Raw genomic sequence first — 13687 nt, forward strand, 5'->3', positions numbered from 1 at the left:
GGCATGCCGGGTAGGTAGAGCTACCGCAGCGTTTTCACCTACTGCGCCCGGCCCGGCCTTCGCCGCACAATCCTTTGGCGGCAGCGCCCCGGCGCCCCAGCAAGAACAAAGACAAAGTGACAGCCCACAGAGACCGACAGAAGCCGCCCCACCGGAGAAAGCACACCATGAGCAAGCTCAGCTTCAAAATGAAAATCATGCTCATGATCGGCACCGCACTTGCTGCGCTGCTGATCATGGCCATCATGTCCCTGCTGCAGGAGCGCCGACTCATCAGCGAATCGCGCAAAGACCTGCTGACCACCGCCGTCCAGTCCGCCCACAGCATCGTGGCGGCCTACCAGGCCAAGGCCGCCAGCGGCGCCATGCCGCAGGAGGAAGCCCAGAAAGCCGCCAAGGAGGCCCTGCGCCTGGCGCGCTACGGCGGCCCCGAAGGCAAGACCGAATACTTCTACATCTGGACCACCGAAGGCGTGGGGGTGATGCACCCCTTCAAGCCCGAATGGGATGGGCAAGACATGCTGGGCAAGGTCAAGGACGGCTCGGGCGTGGACATCATCGGCCTGCTCGTGAACGGCATGCGCAGCAGCAAGGATGGCAAGGCGTTTGTGCCCACCATGTTTGCCCGCCCCGGCCAAACCACCGCCGTGCCCAAGCTGCAGTACATCGTGCGGGTGGATGGCTGGAACTGGATGGTGGGCTCGGGCCTGTACACCGATGATGTGGATGCGCTGCTGCAAAAGGCCCTGTGGTCGAGCCTGGCGCTGGTGGTGGTGGTGTTCCTGGTGGTGGGAGCCATTGGCATGGTGGTCTCGCGCTCGGTGCTGCGCCAGATCGGCGGTGAGCCTACCGAGGCCATCGCCATCATGCAGGAGGTGGCCGAGGGCAACCTGGACGCGCAGATCCCGACCGCCCACCCGGGCTCGATGCTGGACGGCCTGGCCCACATGGTGGGATCGCTGCGCAAGCTGGTGACCGAGGTGCGCTCGGCCACCGACAGCATTGCCACTGCCTCGGGCGAAATTGCCCAGGGCAACAACGATCTGGCCCACCGCACCGAAGACACGGCCAGCAATCTGCAGACCACAGCCAGCAGCATGGAAGAGCTGACCAGCACCGTCAAGCAGACTTCGGACTCGGCCCAGACCGCCAACCAGATGGCGACATCGGCCGCTGCGGTGGCGGCACGGGGGGGCGAGGTGGTGTCGCGCGTGGTGTCCACCATGCAGGACATCAATGCCAGCAGCAGCAAGATCAGCGACATCATCGGCGTGATCGACGGCATCGCCTTCCAGACCAACATCCTGGCGCTCAACGCCGCCGTCGAGGCCGCCCGAGCAGGCGAGCAAGGGCGCGGTTTTGCCGTGGTGGCCAGCGAAGTGCGCAACCTGGCCCAGCGCAGCGCTGCTGCCGCCAAGGAAATCAAGGCGCTGATCGACGCATCCGTGGAAAAAGTCGCATCGGGCACCCAGCTGGTGGGCAATGCCGGCGCCACCATGACCGAGATCGTGGACAGCGTTCAGCGCGTGACGGACATCATCGGAGAGATCCGCTCGGCCACCTCCGAGCAGAGCCAGGGCATTGCCCAGGTCAACACGGCCGTGAACCAGCTGGACCAGATGACGCAGCAGAACTCGGCGCTGGTGGAACAATCCGCCGCCGCCGCCGACAGTCTGCGCGAACAGGCCATGAAGCTCACCCAGGTGGTGGCGTTGTTCCGAGTGAACGGCAGCACCTCCACACCTGCCCCGGCCAGCCGGCCCGCAGCCGCCCCACGCTCCGCCGTGGCTCCTGTGGCGCGTGCAGCAGCGCCCCGCCCGGCCCTCGCCAAGGCTCCGGCGCCCCCTCGCCCTTCCACCCCTTCACCAGCCCCAGCGGCGGCTTTGCCACCCAAAGCGAGCAGCCCCAAGCCGGCGGCAGACAACAACGATGATTGGGAGTCTTTCTGATCGCTGAGATGCCTGGGGCGACCCAGGCCTGAGTGCGCGCTGAATCGCGCCACACCCCACCAGTAAAAAAAGCCCTGCCAGCTTGCGCTGGCAGGGCTTTTTGTCTTGCGGCTCCGGGAGGGGCCAGCACTGTGCGATCAGCGGGATGTCAGTCGGCTTGCTTGCGCAGGAAGGCCGGGATCTCCAGGTCATCCATGCCGCCGGACGACAGGGCATCCACGCGGGCTGCCGCCTGCGTGCGGTTGGTACGCCACACGCTGGGCACCGACATGCTGCCGTAGTCGGCCTGCGCACTGCCTGCATGGCCACCTTGCACGCCCACGGCGCCGCCCATCGTGCCCACGCCCGCCACGGGCATCTGATAGGCCATGTTGTCCGTGCCCGTGCGCAGGCCACCCTGCACCACCGAGATAGGCTGGCGGCGTGCGTTGGCACGCGACAGGCCCGTGGCCACCACGGTCACGCGGATCTCGTCGCCCAGGGTTTCGTCGTAGGCCGCGCCGAAGATCACATGCGCGTCGGTCGAAGCGTAGGCATTGATGGTGTTCATGGCCTGGCGCGACTCGGACAGCTTGAGGCTGCCCTTGCTCGCCGTGACCAGCACCAGCACGCCCTTGGCGCCCGACAGGTCGATGCCCTCGAGCAACGGGCAGGCGATGGCCTGCTCGGCGGCGATCCGTGCGCGGTCCGGGCCGCTGGCCGTGGCCGTGCCCATCATGGCCTTGCCGGGCTCGCCCATCACGGTGCGCACGTCTTCAAAGTCCACGTTCACCTGGCCGTACTCATTGATGATTTCGGCGATGCCGCCCACGGCGTTCTTGAGCACGTCGTTGGCGTGTGCAAAGGCCTCGTCCTGGGTGATGTCGTCACCCAGCACGTCGAGCAGCTTCTCGTTGAGCACCACGATCAGCGAATCCACATTGGCTTCCAGCTCCGCCAAGCCGTCGTCGGCGTTCTTCATGCGGCGGCCACCCTCCCAGTCGAAAGGCTTGGTCACCACGCCCACGGTCAGGATGCCCATTTCCTTGGCGACGCGCGCGATCACGGGGGCAGCCCCCGTGCCCGTGCCGCCGCCCATGCCGGCCGTGATGAACAGCATGTGTGCGCCGGAAATGGCGTCGCGGATGTCTTCCACGGCGGCTTCGGCCGCATCGCGGGCCTTTTCAGGCTTGCCGCCCGCGCCCAGGCCGCTGCCACCCAGCTGGATGACACGGTGGGCCGAGCTGCGCGTGAGCGCCTGCGCGTCGGTGTTGGCGCTGACAAACTCCACGCCCTGCACGCTGCGGGCAATCATGTGCTCGACGGCATTGCTGCCGCCGCCGCCCACACCGATCACCTTGATCTGGGTGCCCTGGTTGAATTCTTCGGCTTCGATCATTTCGATGGTCATCTTGGAGCTCCTGGTTCTAAATTCGTATGCAATTGCCAAATGGGAGATGGGGTATTGACGGACGGAGAGCGTGGCGGGCCTGTGCATCGCCATCGCTCTCGCGGTCTTCGGTGTGGGCTACCGCGCGCCAGCCAAAGGGGGTATTTCATGGTCAGAAATTCCCCACGATGAAATCTTTGAAACGCCCGAACGCGGTCTTCATGGACCCGCTCTTCTGCGCCACCTTGAACCCGCGCAGGCGTGCCAGCCGGGCTTCTTCCAGAAGGCCCATCACAGTGGCTGCACGGGGCTGGGCCACCATGTCCGCCAGAGCGCTCGAATACTTGGGAATGCCGCGCCGCACAGGCTTGAGGAAGATGTCCTCGCCCAACTCAATCATCCCGGGCATCACGGAGCTGCCGCCTGTGAGCACAATGCCCGACGACAGCACTTCTTCGTAGCCCGACTCGCGCACCACCTGCTGCACGAGCGAAAAGATTTCCTCGACCCGCGGCTCAATCACGCCGGCCAGCGCCTGCTTGCTCAGCATGCGCGGGCTGCGGTCACCCAGGCCGGGCACTTCCACCTGGGCTTCAGGGTCGGCCAGCAATTGCTTGGCGTAACCGCTTTCCACCTTGATGTCTTCAGCGTCTTTGGTGGGCGTGCGCAGCGCCATGGCGATGTCGCTGGTGATGAGGTCGCCCGCGATAGGGATCACCGCCGTGTGACGGATCGCGCCGCCGGTGAAGATGGCTACGTCGGTCGTGCCCGCACCGATGTCCACCACCACCACACCCAGCTCGCGCTCATCGTCGGTCAGCACCGCTTGGCTGCTGGCCAGCGGGTTGAGCATGAGCTGCTCCACTTCGAGGCCGCAGCGGCGCACGCACTTGATGATGTTCTCAGCCGCGCTCTGCGCACCAGTCACGATGTGGATCTTGGCCTCCAGGCGGATGCCGCTCATGCCGATGGGCTCTTTCACGTCCTGCCCGTCGATCACAAACTCTTGCGGCTCCACCAGCAGCAGGCGCTGGTCGCTGCTGATGTTGATGGCCTTGGCCGTCTCCACCACGCGCGCCACGTCGGCGGAGGTGACTTCCTTGTCCTTCACGGCCACCATGCCACTCGAATTGAGCCCGCGGATATGGCTGCCAGTGATACCGGTGTACACGCGCTGAATCTTGCAGTCGGCCATCAGCTCGGCCTCTTTCAAGGCCTGCTGAATGCTTTGCACCGTAGCGTCGATGTTGACCACCACGCCGCGCTTGAGGCCATTGCTGGGCGCCACGCCCAGGCCGGCCAGTTTCAGCTCGCCGCCGGGCAGCACTTCGGCCACCACGGCCATGACCTTGGCCGTGCCGATGTCGAGCCCCACCACCACGTCTTTGTACTCTCTTGCCATATCAGCCTCTGCCCTTTTCTGTTCTGTCCCGCTGCACGTCCCACCGCGCGCTCAACCGCCCGATGGCCTGCCCCGCGCTGTGTGCTGTTCTGCTGCCCAACATCGCATCACCTCCTGCGCACGCCGCCGGTGGCACCGGCCACGGCCCCGGCGGCATCGGGGATCACCGTGGTGACCCCCCGCAGCCGCAGTGCATAACCCCCGGCGTGCCGCAAATCGGCCGACTCCAGCGCGTCCACACGCCGCCCGTACTGCGCCGCCACCTGGGTCAACGTGCGCGTAAACCGCTGCGTGCGCTGCACCACTTCTTCGGGGGTACCACCGCCCAGCTCCACCACGGCATCGCTGTCCAGCCGCGCACGCCAGCCGCCCCGGCCGGTCAGCTCCAGCTCTTCCACCTCCAGCCCTAGCGGCCGGAACACAGGCTGCAGCAGCCCCACCATCTTCAGCGCCTCTGCCGACGAGCCCTGGGGGCCCAGCAGGCGCGGCAGCCCTTCCAGCTCCACATCGCCCACGTTGGCCTCGAACACCTCGCCGTGGCTGTTGACCATGGACGAGCCGGATTCCGGCCCCCAGAACGCCACGGCGTCGTGTTCCTGCAGCTCCACCCGCAGGCTGGCGGGGTACACGCGGCGCACCTGGGCGCTGCGCACCCAGGGCACTTGCTCGAAGGCCTCGCGCGCTGCGCGCAGGTCCACCGTGAAGAAGTTGCCCACTAGGTGCGGCCCCACATTGGCCCGCAGCGCCACGGCGTTGTTGTGCACCAGCTCGCCCTGCACCACGATGCGCGCAATCGCAAAGCCCGGGTAGCGCAGCACCCACCCGACCCCCGCTGCCAGCACGGCCAGGGCGCAGCCCACGAACAGGACCGACGCGGTCAGGTTCATGAGCTTGACGTCCAGGGGTGCGGGCAGCGTGTGGGTCATATCGTCCCCACGCTCCGCACTGGCGTGTCGTCGCTGCCCCCCGGGGGGGCCGCGTTTTGCCTTGGGGCGGCCCGGCGGCAAAACAAGGTCATTGCTGCGTCCCTCCCTGTGCCGCACGCGGCGGCGTGTCCAGTGCTGCGCTTGCCAGGATGCGCAGGCACAGCTCTTCGTAGCTGATGCCCGAGGCCCGTGCCGACATGGGCACGAGCGAGTGGCCCGTCATGCCCGGAGAGGTGTTCATCTCCAGCAGGAAGGGCTTGCGGTCGCTCGCGCGGATCATCAGGTCGGCGCGGCCCCAGCCCCGGCAGCCCAGGGTGCGGTAGGCCTCCAGCACGATGCGCTGGATTTCGCGCTCCTCGGCCTCGGGCAGACCGCTCGGGCACTGGTACTTCACGTCGTCGGTGAAATACTTGTTCTGGTAGTCGTAGGCACCATCGGGCGCGACGATGCGGATCACCGGCAGCGCGCGAGCGTCGGCGCCCTGGCCCAGCACGGGGCAGGTGACTTCTTCGCCATCGATGAATTCCTCGCACAGCACATCGGGGTCGTACTGGGCAGACAGCTGCACAGCCTCCTGCATGTCGGAATAGCCGCGCACCTTGGTCACGCCAATCGACGATCCCTCGCGCGGCGGCTTCACGATCAGCGGCAGACCCAGCTCGTCGGGCACGGTGCGCACCACTTCGCGCTGCTGGCGGTCGGGCGCCAGCCACACGTAGCGTGGTGTGGGCAGGCCCTCGGCCAGCCACACACGCTTGGTCATGACCTTGTCCATGGCGATGCTGGATGCCATCACGCCCGGGCCGGTGTACGGGATGCCCAGCAGCTCCAGCGCGCCCTGGACCGTGCCGTCTTCCCCATGGCGGCCATGCAGCGCGATGAAGCAGCATGCATAGCCGTCGCGCTTCAGGTCGCCCAGCGCGTTTTGCGCCGGGTCGAAGGCATGGGCATCCACACCGCGCGAGCGCAACGCCTGCAGCACGCCGCTGCCGGACATGAGCGAGACCTCGCGCTCGGCCGAGTCACCGCCCATGAGCACGGCCACCTTGCCCAGGGTTTTCACATCAATATTCGATTCAAAAGAGGTCATACCGCGCTCCCCTTCAGCGCCTTAAGCTCACTATTTTGTAGCATATCTACGACCTTGCCAGGCACGGCACCGATGGAGCCCGCACCCATGCACATCACCACGTCGCCGTCCCTGGCGTTGTCGGCAATGGCCTGGGGCAGGTCGGCCACGTTGTCGATGAACACGGGCTCCACCCGGCCCGCCACGCGCAGCGCGCGCGCCAGCGACCGGCCATCGGCCGCCACTACCGGCGCTTCGCCTGCGGCATACACCTCGGTCAGCAGCACGGCGTCGGCGTTGCCGATGACCTTCACGAAATCCTCGAAGCAGTCGCGCGTGCGGCTGTAGCGGTGCGGCTGGAAGGCCAGCACCAGACGGCGGCCTGGGAAGGCACCGCGAGCAGCGGCCAGCGTCGCGGCCATCTCCACCGGGTGGTGGCCGTAGTCGTCGATCACGGTGAACCGGCCGCCGTCCTTCGCGGGCAAATCGCCATAGCGCTGGAAGCGCCGGCCCACCCCCTTGAAGCCTGCGAGCGCGCGCTGCACGGCTTCGTCGGGGATGTTCAGCTCCACCGCCACGGCAATGGCCGAGAGTGCGTTGAGCACGTTGTGCTCGCCTGCGAGGTTGAGCACGATCTCCATGTCAGGCAGCGTGACACCATTGCGCCGCTGCACCGTGAAGCGCATCTGCCCCGCCTCGGCGCGCACGTTGATGGCCCGCACCTGGGCGTCTTCCGAGAAGCCGTAGCTGGTGATGGGGCAGGTCACGCTCTGCAGGATGTCGCGCACGGCCGGGCTGTCCACACACAGGATGGCCGTGCCGTAGAACGGCATGCGGTGCAGGAAATCGACAAACGCGCCCTTGAGCCGGCCAAAGTCGTGGCCGTAGGTCTCCATGTGGTCGGCGTCGATGTTGGTCACCACGGCCATCACGGGCAGCAGGTTCAGGAACGACGCGTCAGATTCATCGGCCTCGACCACGATGTAGTCGCCGCTGCCCAGCTTGGCGTTGGCGCCCGCGCTGTTGAGCTTGCCGCCGATCACAAAGGTCGGGTCCAGACCCGCCTCGGCCAGCACGCTGGTCACGAGGCTGGTGGTGGTGGTCTTGCCATGCGTGCCCGCAATCGCGATGCCTTGCTTGAGGCGCATCAGCTCGGCCAGCATGAGGGCGCGCGGCACCACAGGGATCTTCTTCTCGCGGGCGGCCAGCACCTCGGGGTTGTCAGGCGTCACGGCGGTGGACGTGACCACTGCATCCGCGCCATCGATGTGCGCCGCCGCGTGGCCCAGGCAGGTCTTGATACCCAGGCCCTCCAGGCGGCGCAGCGTGGCGCTGTCGGCCAGGTCCGAGCCCGAGATGCGGTAGCCCAGGTTGAACAGCACTTCGGCAATGCCGCTCATGCCCGCACCGCCCAGGCCTACGAAGTGGATGTGTCGAATCGCGTGTTTCATGGTTGGGCCAACTCCTCGCAGGCAGTCACCACTTCGCGGGTGGCGTTGATTTTTTGCATGTTTTTGGCCTTCTGCGCGCTATCCACGAGCGTGGAGCGCTCTAATTTCAATAGCATCTGCGACAGCCCTTCGGGCGTCAGGTCGCGTTGCTGCACCAGCCACCCGCCCCCGGCATCCACGAGGAACTGCGCGTTGGTGGTCTGGTGGTCGTCCACGGCCGAGGGGAAGGGCACAAAAATGGACGCGGCCCCCACAGCGGCAATTTCGGTCACGGTGCTGGCGCCCGCGCGGCAGACGATGACGTCGGCCGCCGCAAACGCGCTGGCCGTGTCGTCGATGAAAGGTGTCAACTCTGCCTCGACCCCGGCGGCGGCGTAGTTGGCGCGGAGCTGGTCGATCTGCGTGGCGCCGCTCTGGTGGATCACCTGCGGGCGCTGGTCGGCGGGCATCAGCGCCACGGCCTGCGGCACGATCTCGTTGAGCGCACGCGCGCCCAGGCTGCCCCCTACCACCAGCAGGCGCAGCGGGCCGGTGCGGCCCGCAAAGCGCTCGGCCGGGCCGGGCTGCTGCGTGAAGGCGGTGCGCAGCGGGTTGCCCACCCACTGCCCCTGCTTGAACACGTTGGGGAAGGCGGTGAACACGCGGTCGGCCACACCGGCCAGCACCTTGTTGGCCATGCCTGCCACCGAGTTCTGCTCGTGCAGCACCAGGGGCTTGCCCGCCAGCACGCCCATCATCCCGCCCGGAAAGGTGATGTAGCCGCCCAGGCCCACCACCACATCGGGTTTGACGCGCCGCACGACCTGCAGCGCCTGCCAGAACGCACGCAGCAGGCGCAGTGGCAGCAAGGCCAGCGTGACGAGGCCTTTGCCGCGCACGCCCGAGAAGTCGATGAGTTCCAGCGCAAAACCGTGCTGCGGCACGATGCGCGACTCCATGCTGCCGGGCGCGCCCAGCCAGTGCACGCGCCAGCCGCGCGCGCGCAGCTCTTCGGCCACAGCCAAGCCGGGGAAGATATGGCCGCCGGTACCACCAGCCATGATGAGGGCGGTCTTCTGCGTCATACCCGCCCCCCACGCATCAACAATTTATTCTCATAGTCCACCCGCAGCACCACCGCCAGCGCCACCAGATTCATCAGAATCGCCGAGCCGCCAAAGCTCATCAGCGGCAGCGTGAGCCCCTTGGTGGGCAAGGCGCCCAGGTTCACGCCCATGTTGATGAAAGCCTGGAAGCCGATCCAGATCGCCACGCCCTGCGCGACGAGGCCGGAGAACACGCGGTCCAGCGCAATGGCCTGGCGGCCGATGTGCATGATGCGGCGGATCATCCAGAAGAACAGCACGATGAGCGCCAGCACGCCCACCAGGCCAAACTCCTCGCCAATCACGGCGAGCAGGAAGTCGGTGTGGGCCTCGGGCAGCCAGTGCAGTTTTTCCACGCTGCCGCCCAGGCCCACGCCAAAAATTTCGCCCCGCCCGATGGCGATCAGCGAGTGCGACAGCTGGTAGCCCTTGCCCAGCGCGTGCTGTTCGCTGAACGGATCGAGGTACGCAAACACGCGCTCGCGGCGCCAGGGGGAGCTGGCGATCATCAAGGCGAACGCACCCACCAGCACGCCCGCGATCAGGAAGAACATGCGGGCATTGACGCCGCCCAGGAACAGGATGCCCATGGCGATCACGGCCACCACCATGAAGGCGCCCATGTCGGGCTCGGCCAGCAGCAGCACGCCCACAATGGCCACGGCCGCGCCCATGGGCAGCACGGCGCGGAAGAAGCGTTCCTTCACTTCCATCTTGCGCACCATGTAGTCGGCGGCGTAGATGAGCACAGCAAACTTGGCCACCTCGGAGGGCTGGAAACCGATGGGCCCGATGGACAACCAGCGGCGCGCGCCATTGACCACCTTGCCCACGCCGGGGATCAGCACCGCCACCAGCAGCAGCAGCGCCACCACAAACAGCCAGGGCGCCACACGCTCCCACAGCAGCATGGGCACCTGGAACGCCAGCAGCGCCGCCACAAAACCCACCACCAGATACATCATGTGGCGGGTGAGGAAATGGGTGGGCGCATAGTTGGCAAAGCGGGGGTTGTCCGGCATCGCGATCGACGCCGAATACACCATCACCAGCCCCCAGGCGAGCAGCGCCACCACCACCCACAGCAGGGTCTGGTCAAAGCCCAGCACGCTGGCCGGCGTAGCAGACGACTGGCGGTACTCGGTGCCGCCCACACGCACGGGCAGCACATCGGCCGCCTTGCCGGGCAGGCCGCCAAACCAGCCGGTCAGGCGTTGCAAAAAGGAGCTGGCAGACGTGGTCATTGCATGCCCTCTGCCGACTGCCCAGCATCGTCGGCCATCGTCCGCACGGTGTCGCAGAAGACCCGCGCACGGTGTTCGTAGTCCTTGAACATGTCGAAGCTGGCGCAGGCGGGCGACATCAGCACCGCGTCGCCCGCGTGGGCGCGCTGGGTGGCCAGCGCCACGGCCTCGGGCAGCGTGGGGGCGTCCAGCAGCGCCACGCCAGCGTCTTGCAGTGCGGTGCGGATCAGCGGTGCGTCGCGGCCGATCAGCACCACGGCGCGGGCATAGCGCGCCACGGGGGCGGCCAGCGGTGCAAAGTCCTGCCCCTTGCCCTCACCGCCCAGGATGACCACCAAGCGGCGCTCAGCGCCCAGCCCGACAAGGGCGGCCGCCGTGGCGCCCACGTTGGTGCCCTTGCTGTCGTCGAAATACTCCACCCCGTGGATGATGGCCACAGGCTCCACGCGGTGCGGCTCGCCCCGGTATTCGCGCAGACCGTACAGCATGGGTGCCAGCGGGCAACCGGTGGCCGACGCCAGGGCCAGCGCAGCCAGCGCGTTGGTGGCGTTGTGGCGCCCCCGGATACGCAGCGCGTCAGCAGGCATGAGGCGCTGGATGTGGAGGTCTTCCTCCACCTCATTGCGGCCGCGCTTGCGGGTTTCGTCGGCATCCATGGCGCGCACCAGCCAGGGCATGCCACTCACGACCTCGATGCCGAAGTCGCCCGGGCGCCGGGGCATGTCGGCGCCGAAGGTGATGTGGGCACGCACCTGCGGTTTTTGCAGCTTGACCTTGACGGGCGGGGGCAGCATGCCCATCACGGCGCTGTCTTCGCGGTTCAGGACCATGAGCCCGATCTGGCCGAAGATGCGGGCCTTGGCTGCGGCATAGGCCTCGATGCTGCCGTGCCAGTCCAGGTGGTCCTGGGTGATATTGAGCACGGTGGCGGCCGTGGGCTCGAAACCGGTGACGCCGTCGAGCTGGAAGCTCGACAACTCCAGCACCCACACCTCAGGCAGCGTGTCGGCGTCCAGGTGCGTGGCCAGCGTGTCCAGCAGCGTGGGCCCGATGTTGCCCGCCACCGCCACGCTTTTACCAGCGCGCTCCACCAGTTGGCCGGTGAGCGATGTCACGGTGGTTTTGCCATTGGTGCCGGTGACGGCCAGCACCGCAGGTGCATACGCATGCGAGGCGCGCAGCGCTGCCAGTGCATCGGAATACAAGCTTAATTCGCCCCCTGCGCACACCCCGCTTGCCACCGCCGCTTCCAAAACAGGAGCAACCTGCTGCGGACTCAGCCCCGGCGAGCGGTAGACGGCCTGCAGGTTCTGCCCCACCACCAGGCTGGCATCGAAGGCGCCCGCCACAAAGCGGACCTGGGGCATCTCTTGCTGCAGCGCGGGCAGTTGTGGCGGGGTGGCACGGGTGTCGGCCACGGTGACCTCGGCCCCGCAGCGCACACACCAGCGCGCCATGGCCATGCCCGAGGCACCCAGGCCCAGGATGAGGATGTTCTGGCCTTGCAGCAACTGGGCCATGGCCTCTACGGGGCTGACCAGGGGTTCTGCGGGCGAGGCGTCTTCCTCCAAATCCGCGTCTTGCACGACATCGGGCTCGGTAGGGGCGGGCCCTTCGGGCGCCGCCACCTCGGCAAAAATCTGGGCCACAAAATCGGCGGCGGCCTTGGCGGCCGAGACGGCTGGCACAGCCTCAGGGTTCCAGGCGGTGCCGGGGGTTGGGGCCGCAGCGGCATGGGCATCGGTGGCGGGCGCTGGGGCCTCGGCCTCGGAAGAAACCGTCATTTCGGGCGCGGCCTCTTCCGACTGGCCCATGTCCACGTTGGCATCACCATCCGTATCGGCGACCGGAGCAGCAGACGACCCAGACAAAACCACCTCATCAGGCACGGGCCCGGCGCTTGCAGCGCTGGGCGCGCCCACCCCCAGCCCCGCCTCGGTCGGCGTGGCCTCGGGCACACCCGGGGTGCCAGAGAGGGTGGAAGGATCGTTCGGATTCATCGCAGTTTCAGGGTGGACAGGCCAATCAGGCACAGCAGCATGGTGATGATCCAGAAGCGCACGACGACCTGCGTTTCCTTCCAGCCGCTCTTTTCGAAATGGTGGTGCAGCGGCGCCATCTTCAGCAGACGGCGGCCTTCCCCGTAGCGCTTCTTGGTGTACTTGAACCAGGTCACCTGGAGCATCACCGACAGGGCCTCGACCACGAAGATGCCGCCCATGATGGCCAGCACGATCTCTTGCCGCACGATCACGGCGATGGTGCCCAGTGCGCCCCCCAGCGCCAGTGCGCCTACGTCGCCCATGAACACCTGCGCAGGGTGGGCGTTGAACCACAGGAAGGCCAGGCCCGCGCCGGCCATGGCCGCGCAGAAGATCAGCAGCTCGCCCGAGCCGGGGATGTGCGGGAAGAACAGGTATTTGGAGTACACCGAGCTTCCGGTGACATAGGCGAACACGCCCAGAGCCGAACCCACCATCACCACGGGCATGATGGCCAGGCCGTCCAGACCGTCGGTCAGGTTCACTGCGTTGCTCGAACCCACGATGACCAGGTAGGTCAGGACCACAAAGCCCAGCACGCCCAGCGGGTAGCTGATCTCCTTGAAGAAGGGCAACTGCAGCCCGGCCTTGGGCGGCAGGTCGAGCGAAAAGCCGGACTGCACCCACGCCACGAACAGCTCCCACACCTTGGCGTTGGAGCTTTCGGAAATGCTGAACGCCAGGTACAGCGCGGCCACCAAGCCGATGATGGACTGCCAGAAATACTTCTCGCGCGAGCGCATGCCCTCGGGGTCCTTGTTGACCACCTTGCGCCAGTCATCCACCCAGCCGATGGCGCCAAAGCCCAGCGTGACGATGAGCACGATCCAAACGAAGCGGTTGGACAGGTCGAACCACAGCAGGGTCGAGATCGCGATCGACAGCAGGATCAGCACGCCGCCCATGGTGGGCGTGCCACTCTTGGACAGGTGCGACTGCATGGCATAGCCCCGGATGGGCTGGCCGATCTTGAGCGAGGTGAGGATGCGGATCACCTTGGGGCCCGCCACTAGGCCGATGAGCAGCGCCGTCATGGCCGCCATCACCGCACGGAAGGTGAGGTACTGGAACACGCGGAAAAAGCCGAATTCGGGCGACAGCCCCTGCAGCCATTGCGAGAGCATCAGCAGCATGGGGTACCTCCGACCAA

The 13687-nt window shown here is 66.8% G+C and carries 10 protein-coding genes; 1 reads left to right on the forward strand and 9 read right to left on the reverse strand.

The features are described 5' to 3' along the window. The first annotated feature begins 167 nt into the window (after nt 1–167). A complete protein-coding gene (locus tag AvAM_RS10130; protein WP_137746930.1) occupies nt 168–1949 on the forward strand; it encodes a methyl-accepting chemotaxis protein in 1782 nt (593 codons plus the stop codon). 148 nt (nt 1950–2097) lie between these two features. On the opposite strand, the gene ftsZ is transcribed toward AvAM_RS10130, so the two are convergent. The 9 genes from ftsZ to mraY all read right to left on the reverse strand — a co-directional run bounded on the left by ftsZ (nt 2098) and on the right by mraY (nt 13670). Further along, nucleotides 2098–3339, reverse strand: a complete 1242-nt coding sequence (gene ftsZ / locus AvAM_RS10135; RefSeq protein WP_137746931.1) for a cell division protein FtsZ — start codon at nt 3337–3339, stop codon at nt 2098–2100. Nucleotides 3340–3490: 151 nt separating this feature from the next. Then, on the reverse strand, nt 3491–4720 hold the full coding sequence (gene ftsA, locus AvAM_RS10140) for a cell division protein FtsA (protein WP_063460085.1): 1230 nt from the start codon (nt 4718–4720) through the stop codon (nt 3491–3493). A 107-nt stretch (nt 4721–4827) separates the two neighbouring features. Beyond that, complete coding sequence (locus AvAM_RS10145; protein ID WP_137746932.1) at nt 4828–5646, reverse strand: cell division protein FtsQ/DivIB; 819 nt, start codon at nt 5644–5646, stop codon at nt 4828–4830. Between the two features lie 88 nt (nt 5647–5734). Beyond that, a complete protein-coding gene (locus AvAM_RS10150) occupies nt 5735–6736 on the reverse strand; it encodes a D-alanine--D-alanine ligase (RefSeq protein WP_137746933.1) in 1002 nt (333 codons plus the stop codon). Then, nucleotides 6733–8166 (reverse strand): UDP-N-acetylmuramate--L-alanine ligase, encoded by a 1434-nt coding sequence (murC, locus tag AvAM_RS10155; RefSeq protein WP_137746934.1) that lies wholly within the window; start codon nt 8164–8166, stop codon nt 6733–6735. Before murC ends, AvAM_RS10150 begins: the two co-directional genes overlap by 4 nt. Then, entirely contained in the window at nt 8163–9230 is a 1068-nt protein-coding gene (murG, locus tag AvAM_RS10160; protein ID WP_137746935.1) for an undecaprenyldiphospho-muramoylpentapeptide beta-N-acetylglucosaminyltransferase, read from the reverse strand. Before murG ends, murC begins: the two co-directional genes overlap by 4 nt. Further along, nucleotides 9227–10495: a putative lipid II flippase FtsW gene (gene ftsW / locus AvAM_RS10165; protein ID WP_137746936.1), complete on the reverse strand. Its 1269-nt coding sequence runs from the start codon at nt 10493–10495 to the stop codon at nt 9227–9229. The genes murG and ftsW overlap by 4 nt, the downstream gene beginning before the upstream one ends. Beyond that, nucleotides 10492–12495 (reverse strand): UDP-N-acetylmuramoyl-L-alanine--D-glutamate ligase, encoded by a 2004-nt coding sequence (murD, locus tag AvAM_RS10170; RefSeq protein WP_375708146.1) that lies wholly within the window; start codon nt 12493–12495, stop codon nt 10492–10494. The genes ftsW and murD overlap by 4 nt, the downstream gene beginning before the upstream one ends. Beyond that, complete coding sequence (gene mraY / locus AvAM_RS10175; protein ID WP_063460079.1) at nt 12492–13670, reverse strand: phospho-N-acetylmuramoyl-pentapeptide-transferase; 1179 nt, start codon at nt 13668–13670, stop codon at nt 12492–12494. The genes murD and mraY overlap by 4 nt, the downstream gene beginning before the upstream one ends. Nucleotides 13671–13687 lie beyond the last annotated feature (17 nt).

The organism is Acidovorax sp. NB1 (assembly GCF_005405905.1).
Lineage (GTDB): Bacteria > Pseudomonadota > Gammaproteobacteria > Burkholderiales > Burkholderiaceae_C > Acidovorax.

What these genes read in the sequence shown, in the direction of transcription:
- AvAM_RS10130 (WP_137746930.1), top strand. Translation starts at nt 168, where the DNA reads ATGAGCAAGCTCAGCTTCAAAATGAAAATCATGCTCATGATCGGCACC.
- ftsZ (WP_137746931.1), bottom strand. Translation starts at nt 3,339, where the DNA reads ATGACCATCGAAATGATCGAAGCCGAAGAATTCAACCAGGGCACCCAG.
- ftsA (WP_063460085.1), bottom strand. Translation starts at nt 4,720, where the DNA reads ATGGCAAGAGAGTACAAAGACGTGGTGGTGGGGCTCGACATCGGCACG.
- AvAM_RS10145 (WP_137746932.1), bottom strand. Translation starts at nt 5,646, where the DNA reads ATGACCCACACGCTGCCCGCACCCCTGGACGTCAAGCTCATGAACCTG.
- AvAM_RS10150 (WP_137746933.1), bottom strand. Translation starts at nt 6,736, where the DNA reads ATGACCTCTTTTGAATCGAATATTGATGTGAAAACCCTGGGCAAGGTG.
- murC (WP_137746934.1), bottom strand. Translation starts at nt 8,166, where the DNA reads ATGAAACACGCGATTCGACACATCCACTTCGTAGGCCTGGGCGGTGCG.
- murG (WP_137746935.1), bottom strand. Translation starts at nt 9,230, where the DNA reads ATGACGCAGAAGACCGCCCTCATCATGGCTGGTGGTACCGGCGGCCAT.
- ftsW (WP_137746936.1), bottom strand. Translation starts at nt 10,495, where the DNA reads ATGACCACGTCTGCCAGCTCCTTTTTGCAACGCCTGACCGGCTGGTTT.
- murD (WP_375708146.1), bottom strand. Translation starts at nt 12,495, where the DNA reads ATGAATCCGAACGATCCTTCCACCCTCTCTGGCACCCCGGGTGTGCCC.
- mraY (WP_063460079.1), bottom strand. Translation starts at nt 13,670, where the DNA reads ATGCTGCTGATGCTCTCGCAATGGCTGCAGGGGCTGTCGCCCGAATTC.